The sequence below is a fragment of the Bacteroidota bacterium genome (assembly GCA_039714315.1).
In the GTDB taxonomy this organism is placed as follows: Bacteria; Bacteroidota; Bacteroidia; order Flavobacteriales; family JADGDT01; genus JADGDT01.
The window spans coordinates 1-7,419 of record JBDLJM010000148.1 but is presented as its reverse complement, the minus strand read 5'-3'; the positions used below and the strand labels follow the sequence as shown (position 1 = coordinate 7,419).

At 35.1% G+C, this 7,419-nt stretch carries 9 protein-coding genes; 3 read left to right on the top strand and 6 right to left on the bottom strand.

Annotated elements, in window-relative coordinates:
- Positions 1-276: 276 nt before the first annotated feature.
- The 4 genes from ABFR62_12060 to ABFR62_12045 form a co-directional block, all read right to left on the bottom strand.
- Positions 277-702 (bottom strand): PIN domain-containing protein, encoded by a 426-nt coding sequence (locus ABFR62_12060; GenBank protein ID MEN8139156.1) that lies wholly within the window; start codon positions 700-702, stop codon positions 277-279.
- Position 703: 1 nt separating this feature from the next.
- Complete coding sequence (locus tag ABFR62_12055) at positions 704-952, bottom strand: DUF6364 family protein (protein ID MEN8139155.1); 249 nt, start codon at positions 950-952, stop codon at positions 704-706.
- A 181-nt stretch (positions 953-1,133) separates the two neighbouring features.
- A complete protein-coding gene (gene gdhA, locus ABFR62_12050; protein ID MEN8139154.1) occupies positions 1,134-2,471 on the bottom strand; it encodes an NADP-specific glutamate dehydrogenase in 1,338 nt (445 codons plus the stop codon).
- Between the two features lie 416 nt (positions 2,472-2,887).
- On the bottom strand, positions 2,888-3,247 hold the full coding sequence (locus tag ABFR62_12045) for a DUF6249 domain-containing protein (GenBank protein ID MEN8139153.1): 360 nt from the start codon (positions 3,245-3,247) through the stop codon (positions 2,888-2,890).
- A 415-nt stretch (positions 3,248-3,662) separates the two neighbouring features.
- On the opposite strand from ABFR62_12045, the gene ABFR62_12040 reads away from it, so the two are divergent.
- Together ABFR62_12040 and ABFR62_12035 are read left to right on the top strand one after the other, a co-directional pair.
- Positions 3,663-4,229 carry a sigma-70 family RNA polymerase sigma factor gene (locus ABFR62_12040; GenBank protein MEN8139152.1) on the top strand — a complete coding sequence of 189 codons (567 nt, stop codon included), beginning with the start codon at positions 3,663-3,665 and terminating at the stop codon, positions 4,227-4,229.
- 18 nt (positions 4,230-4,247) lie between these two features.
- Positions 4,248-4,637: a hypothetical protein gene (locus ABFR62_12035; protein MEN8139151.1), complete on the top strand. Its 390-nt coding sequence runs from the start codon at positions 4,248-4,250 to the stop codon at positions 4,635-4,637.
- Here ABFR62_12035 and ABFR62_12030 read toward each other — a convergent pair.
- Together ABFR62_12030 and ABFR62_12025 are read right to left on the bottom strand one after the other, a co-directional pair.
- Complete coding sequence (locus tag ABFR62_12030) at positions 4,630-5,118, bottom strand: DUF456 domain-containing protein (GenBank protein ID MEN8139150.1); 489 nt, start codon at positions 5,116-5,118, stop codon at positions 4,630-4,632. The genes ABFR62_12035 and ABFR62_12030 overlap by 8 nt on opposite strands.
- A 626-nt stretch (positions 5,119-5,744) precedes the next feature.
- Positions 5,745-6,686, bottom strand: coding sequence for a hypothetical protein (locus ABFR62_12025; GenBank protein ID MEN8139149.1), 942 nt, complete (start codon positions 6,684-6,686; stop codon positions 5,745-5,747).
- A gap of 350 nt (positions 6,687-7,036) precedes the next feature.
- Between ABFR62_12025 and ABFR62_12020 the strand changes: the two genes are divergently transcribed.
- Positions 7,037-7,419 (top strand): phosphoribosyltransferase family protein (locus ABFR62_12020; protein MEN8139148.1); only part of this gene is annotated, 383 nt, incomplete at its 3' end.

Below are 7,419 nucleotides of genomic sequence, written 5' to 3'. Positions count from 1 at the left end.
GCAATTTAGAGGAGTGAAAGATATCCTATTTTTCTTGTTCAGATTATGTAAACTTTATGCCTGATTTTTTAAGACTCCCCAGAAAATGGACTTGATCCGGAGATTACCAATCGGAGAGCCGGAAATAGCGAAAAAAAAGACATGGGATACTTCAGTTATTATTATCGTTCATGGGTATGCGTAGTACGGGCATTTTCAAAGCACGAACTTTCAATTTAGCACAGAGCCAAAACTTTCAAGTTGGCACAATCTGCCCGAATTACGTATGACCCTTTGTTAGCGGCAGGCTTTCTCAAGTTTCAAGTAAGTTTCAGGAGTAAATATACCAATGTCACTATTTTTATAGTCTTTTATATTTCTAGTAATTATAGCTTCAATTTTTCCATGTTTAATTGCTGAATAATTTTGTAATGCATCTTCAAAGTCTTTAAATTTTGAATTTATTGCATTAATAACAACTTCTCTGTCCATTATTAGAACATTTGTTATTAACAGAAGTTGATTTAATTTTTCTAAAACTTTATCATGAGAAGCTATTTTTCTTAACAGGTAATATGTATTGCTAATAATAACAGGAGTTATATATCCTTTTATAGTTTTAGACTCACATAGAGAAAATATTTCTGCTGCATTTTCAGAAAAAGGTTCTCTGTCAAAGAAGAAATCTAGAATAATATCTGTATCAATAAGTATACTTTTCATGTTACAAGTATTTTTCAGTTAGTCTGTCCGAAATATTTTTCTTGTAATCATAGTCTTTAGGCATATTAAAAGAGCCTTTCAATGAGTTTGTAATTGGAGTGTTTTTATCTACCGAAATATTTTCTTCTTTGATAACTACTTTAAGATAATTTTCAATAAGGTCTGATAAACTTCTGCCTTTTCCCTTAGCATATGTTTTAGCCTTTTCAATTAGTGATTCTTCTATTGTTAATGTGAGTTTAGTATTCATATACGTGTTATTAAATTTGTCTTTCTACGTGCAAATATATGAATTTTTATTTTAACACGTGTTGTTATCTTTACTTAAGCACGTGTTCGTTTTGCTTGCCGCTAACGCCGAAATAAAAAAACCGTCTCCAAAAAAGAGACGGCTTTCACTATTTAGCATAGATTTTGGTTAGGTTTATTTTCTAAATAACTCCCTGATCAAGCATTGAGTCGGCAACTTTCAGGAATCCGGCAATGTTTGCTCCTTTAACGTAGTCAACATAACCTCCTTCAACAGTTCCGTGCTTAACACAAGCAGCGTGAATATCCTTCATTATTTGGTGCAATTTAGCATCAACTTCTTCTTTTGTCCAGTTAAGTTTATTAGAGTTTTGTGTCATTTCAAGACCTGAAACCCCAACACCACCGGCATTAGAAGCTTTACCCGGCGAGAATAAAATTTTATTTTCGTGGAATACGCTAATTGCTTCTTCTGTAGAAGGCATGTTCGCACCTTCTCCAACACAAATACATCCGTTAGCAACTAATTTCTTAGCGTCATCTCCGTTAAGCTCATTTTGTGTAGCACAAGGAAGAGCTATATCTACCTTTTGCTCCCAAGGTTTTTGACCTGCATAAAAAGTAGCTTCCGGGAATTCTTCAGCATAAGGAGCAACAACATCGTTGTTTGAAGCTCTAAGCTCTAACATGTATTCAATTTTTTCGGCATCTAAACCTTTAGGATCGTAAATGTATCCGTCAGGACCCGAAATAGTAACCACTTTTCCTCCTAATTCGGTAACTTTTGTAGCTGCACCCCATGCAACATTACCAAATCCTGAAATAGCAACAACTTTACCTTTGAAAGTTTCGCCTTTTGTAGCAAGCATTTCCTGTGCAAAGTAAACATTACCAAAGCCTGTAGCCTCAGGACGAATCAACGAACCTCCCCAGTTAAGACCTTTACCTGTTAATACTCCTGTGTGCTCACGGGCAAGTTTCTTGTACATTCCGTAAAGGAATCCGATTTCACGTCCTCCAACACCAATATCTCCTGCAGGAACATCTGTTTCAGGGCCTATCAGGTGCCACAATTCCAACATAAATGCCTGAGCAAAACGCATGATCTCTGCATCAGATTTTCCTTTAGGATCGAAGTCAGAGCCACCTTTACCACCTCCCATTGGAAGAGTTGTAAGTGCATTCTTGAAAATTTGCTCAAATCCTAGGAATTTAAGAATTGAAAGGTTTACTGACGGGTGAAAACGCAATCCGCCTTTGTATGGTCCAATTGAGTTGTTGAATTGAACTCTATATCCAAGGTTAACATGTACATCTCCGTTATCATCAACCCAGGAAACTTTAAAAGTTAAAATTCTATCAGGTTCAACAAGGCGTTCTATTACTTTAGCCGCCTCATACTGAGGATTTTCGTTATATACATCCTCAATAGACTCTAATACTTCGTGAACAGCTTGTAAGTATTCTTTCTCACCTGGGTGCTTGGCCTCCAGACCGTTCATTAACTCTTTAACGTTCATAATTTATTTATATAAAGTCAAGTATTGTTTAAATATTATTAGTTATGTATTTAGTATAAAATACTCTGCGAAGTTACATGTTTTATTTTACTCTCAATACTATAGGACTTCAATAAATTGCTTTTTTAACATGATTGTTGTCAGGTGTTTTCAGTTTCATTTTATAATAAAGGTATAGGTAATTGTACTCTTGTTGTTTCGGTGTGTTGTGTTTTTTGTTCTTTGGGGTTTTAGGTTGTTATTTTGCAGGAAAGTGTATTTTGTACGTTTCATAGGCTGATATTTGGCTTGACACGGGGTATAAAACAACAGGGTTTTGTTTTTTTCAGGCATAAAAAAAACTCTAATCGGAATAGAGTTTTTTTTATTAAGTAGATTAAATGTATTTGGTATAAGATTGGTCCTGTCTTTTATTTTTAGCTCGCTGAATCACTTACGTTGGTTTCATCTTTACTTTTCAGGTGTCTTTCTAAAAAGTAGGTCGCTACCAAAGCGGCTCCGCCAAAGAGGAAGATAGTTGCCGGCATAATTATTTCCATTTCATCTTCGCTTCCTGCTAATTTCCATCCCGTTATAATTCCGATTGAAACACCTACCATCAACATCCCAAATTTCAGTATAAAGGATGTGGACTGAGGTTTTGTCTGAAATAATGTGGGATCAGCTCCTTTTTCCAGCATTGACATACGTTCTTTATGTCGTGTAGTGAAGTACATGTATAATATTCCTACCACAGAGGCAAAAAAGGTAATAGGTATTAATATTTCTGCTAACATAATGATATATTTTTTGTTCAATTCATTTGACGCCTGTTTTTCTGAGAAGGTTACAAAAGATGAGAGATAAAAGAAAAAAGATAAAAGATAAAAGAAGAAAGATACCTGCCTGCGTGACTCAGTCAGGCAGGGAAGTAAAAAGATACCTGCCTTCGTGACTCAGTCAGGCAGGAAAGAAAAAAGTGAAAAGTATGCCCGTCCTTCGACAGGTTCAGGAACTGAGCGGAGTAGAAGGGGGCAAAAGAATCCTTATTTATTTCATTTTACCGGGCACTTTGTTATAAATTATAATTCCCGGAAAATAGACTTGATCCAAGATTTATTTTATATGTTGTAACTTTCAAAATAATATTAGCGTCTAAAGCTAATAACCTCAGTTCAACGGGAAAAATGAACTCAGTTACAAATAAGTTTAGTGGAGCTAAAGAACGAAAATATATTTATAGAAAAAGTCAGAAAAGGAGACTCGGAATCTTATAGGGTTTTGGTTGATAATTATAAGGATATGGTATATTCTATAGCCTTAAAGTTAGTGAAAAACCATGAGGATGCCGAGGAGTTATCGATGGATGCTTTTGTTAAGGCTTATGAAAAGATAGATTCCTTTAGAGGAGATTCTGCTTTTTCTACATGGTTGTACAGGATTGTATATAATCTGAGTTTGTCCAGGTTGAGGAAAAAGAATTTAAATACTTTTGGAATTGACGAAAAGTTATTTCAGGTTAGGGATGATAATCAAAAGACTCCGTTTGAACAGCTGTTGAAAAATGAGAAAGAAATGGTTGTACATGATGCTATATCTAAATTAGATGTGGAGGGAGGAAAAATAATTAACCTATTTTATTTTGAGGATAGAAAGATGAAGGAAATAGCAGAAATAATGAAACTGAGTGAATCAAATGTAAAAGTAAAACTTTTTCGCAGCAGGAAGAAGCTATACGAATTACTGAGTGTTTCAGGTGAATTATTTCATGAAATATAATAATAAGGGAGGAAAGTTATGGGAAGAAAAGATAATATACGAGAAGAGGAGTTTTTAGAATTTATTGATAAAATAGAATTGAATAAGGCTCCGGATGGATTTACCGATAAGGTTATGGATAAAATTGTAGCACCTAAACCTGCTCCTGCTTTATTCTCTAAATTTTGGTTACTTTATGGAAGCTTATTAGGAGTAATATCTTTAGTTGTTTTAAGTTCCGGATCTTTTATTGAACAGAATTCACCTATACTAGACTATTATTTTTCATTAATATCAAATAGTTTTAAGAATCTTAAAGCTCCAACATTCCATATTCCTTTTATGGCTACTTTGGTAGTAGGATCAATATTTATTTTAATGTTGTTTGATTACGTTTGGCGAAATAGGGAAGTATCGAAATTTAGCTGAATCGTTCTATAATATCGAACGTAAAATACCATGCGAGTGTTAATGATACTCCCAGCTTTAGTCCGGTACCTAAAATAAAGCCCAAAAAGGATCCGAATGCCGATTTAAACGCTTTTCTGGTATCGTATGCATCGTGAATCAGTTCGGCAACCAGTGCACCTAAAAACGGTCCGACAATTATACCGATAGGAGGGAAGAATAAGCCAATTAACAATCCTATCATAGACCCCCTGACTCCCATCTTTGATCCTCCCAGCTTTTTTGTGCCCCAAATTGGAATTATATAGTCCAGAGCCGTAACAAAAGCGGCAATTGCAAGCCAGGTAAATAAAAATGTAGATGATATACCGCTACCCTCTGTAAAATACAAGAGTAAAATACCTATCCAGCTTAGTGGTGGTCCGGGAAGTACCGGTAAAAAGCATCCAAGTATGCCGATTAAAATAAAGAGGGAACCAATAATTATTAAGAGTATATCCATAGATCAAAAATAGGAAAAATAGGATCAACCCAAAAATCTGGGGATTAAAATTAATTCCAAGGCAAAAGTAAATTATCCTAGGTTTTACTCTCCCCCAGAAAATGACGTTGATCCGGAAAATATAATAAACCTTTGATGTAATGAATTGGTATAAAAACAAAAAAGTCCGGGAATAACCCCGGACCTTGTAATTTTATAAAGAAGAAGTCCTGTTTTTATAACCGCTAAATTATCATCGGCTAAGCCGAGACACGGTGCGCAGAGCTTCGCTATTGCAAGGCATTCGTGAACACAAAATTAGACACACGTGAATTAATTAAGATTACACAGTGATAAGCTCAAAAAATGAGCTTTCATTAGAAGATATTAGTATCCATGATATTAATAATTTCGCGTTGCGAAACTTAGCGCATTACTTTGCGCAACTTGGTGGTTAAATAAAGGAATACTATTAAGAAATAAGGCATCTATATCAGCTACATGAACAATTTATTCCATTGAGATTACAAATCCATTAACAGGTAAACTTGTCAAGTTATACGATTTTTAATTTGTGTGCCCCAGTGCCAAAAACAAAAAAGTCCGGGAATAACCCCGGACCTTGTAATTTATAAAGAAGAAGTTTTTTACTTCAAGTTCATTTGAGTTTCACCTATGAAGCTTCCGTCAACATAAACAGCAACAAGGTATACACCTTTCACGAATTCGTCTTCTAAACCATCTGCAAACACACAAACGTCTAAGGCTTCCTGTTCGTAGTAAATATTAGATTTAGCGCTGTAATTCATTTTTTCTCCATCAACGGTGAATGATTTATCTCCCCCTGTAGATGTTCCTAAAAGAAGATCGTTAGGAGTAGCAACTCTAATATAAATAGTTTTTTCTCCTATTTTAGTCAGTTTATTTCTTCCCAGAGTCATACAAACTCTTACTTTGTCGGTTCTTCGAGCTCTTGAGGTAGAACTTACTTTTCCGGTGCTACTAAGTTTAACTCCTTCTGCTCTTAAGTTGATAACATCGATAATTGCTCCCTTTTCAACTTCCTGAGCAAGTATTAGGTTTTGATCAGCAAGCTTTTCAGACATTATAGTTTGTTCCTGAAGTTTAAATTCAGCTGAATCTCTTTGGGCAACAAGAACCTGGTTCATTCTATCAAGAGAATCGGCCAAAAGGAATAGTTGACGTTTCTCTTCTTTCATGGTTTTAATCAACCTCTTGTACTTACGCAACAGAGAAACAGAGGCTTTCATTTGACTAACTGAGTCGCGAAGTCCTGATATTCTTTCTTGCTGGGCTACGAGTTTGGTGTTAAGGGTATCATTGTCGAGTTTCAAGCCTTCGTACTGGTGTTCCATTTTGGCAAGTTCTCCTTCTACTTCCAGTTTTTCCTGGGTAAGGAATTCCTGAACTTCCTTATGGTCGCTGTATGCGTAAATAATATATGCAATTGCAGCTATCAGCAGCACTCCAAACATCCAAACCAAAGTTTTTAATTTATGGTCTTTTTCTGCTTTTTCAGGCGTATTTTGCGCCGGCTTGGCATTTTCCTTATTTATTTCTTCAGTCATTATTACTATTTTATTAAATTTAGTAGATATACGAAGTAAACGTATAAATATTTGAATTCTTGTATCGTATGCAAAACTAACTCAAACTTAACATCAAGCAAATTAATTAAGCAAATATGAATGTATTTTCGTCATTTTTTGAGCTATTTTATCCTAAATTATGCAAGTCGTGCAATAGTCCCTTAAATACAGGTGAGAAAATTATATGTACAGAGTGTAGGCATAAACTGCCACAGACAAATTTTCATTTAAGTGCTGATAATCAAATAGAGAAAATATTTTATGGAAGAACTAAAATTGAGTTCGCAAGTTCTTTCTTATTCTTTAATAAGAATGGTTTAACCCAAAATTTGATTCATAATTTAAAGTACAAAGGTCATCAGGATATTGGTGTAGAGTTGGGAAACTGGTTTGGCAAAGTTCTCAATGATAATTCTAAACTTCAGGATGTAGATTATGTTGTTGCCGTACCACTTCACCGAAGGAAAGAAAAAAAGCGCGGATATAATCAGGTAGATACTTTCGGCAGGGCTTTTGCTGAGGAATTAGGAGCAGAGTACTCTAAAAATAATCTGGTAAGGATTAGTCAGAGTGAAACGCAGACTAAGAAAAGCAGGTTTGCCAGATGGAAAAATGTTGAAGAGATCTTTAATTTAAATCAGCCTGAGCTGTTTGAGGGAAAGCATATCGTACTAATAGATGACGTTATTACTACCGGGGCAACATTAGAGGC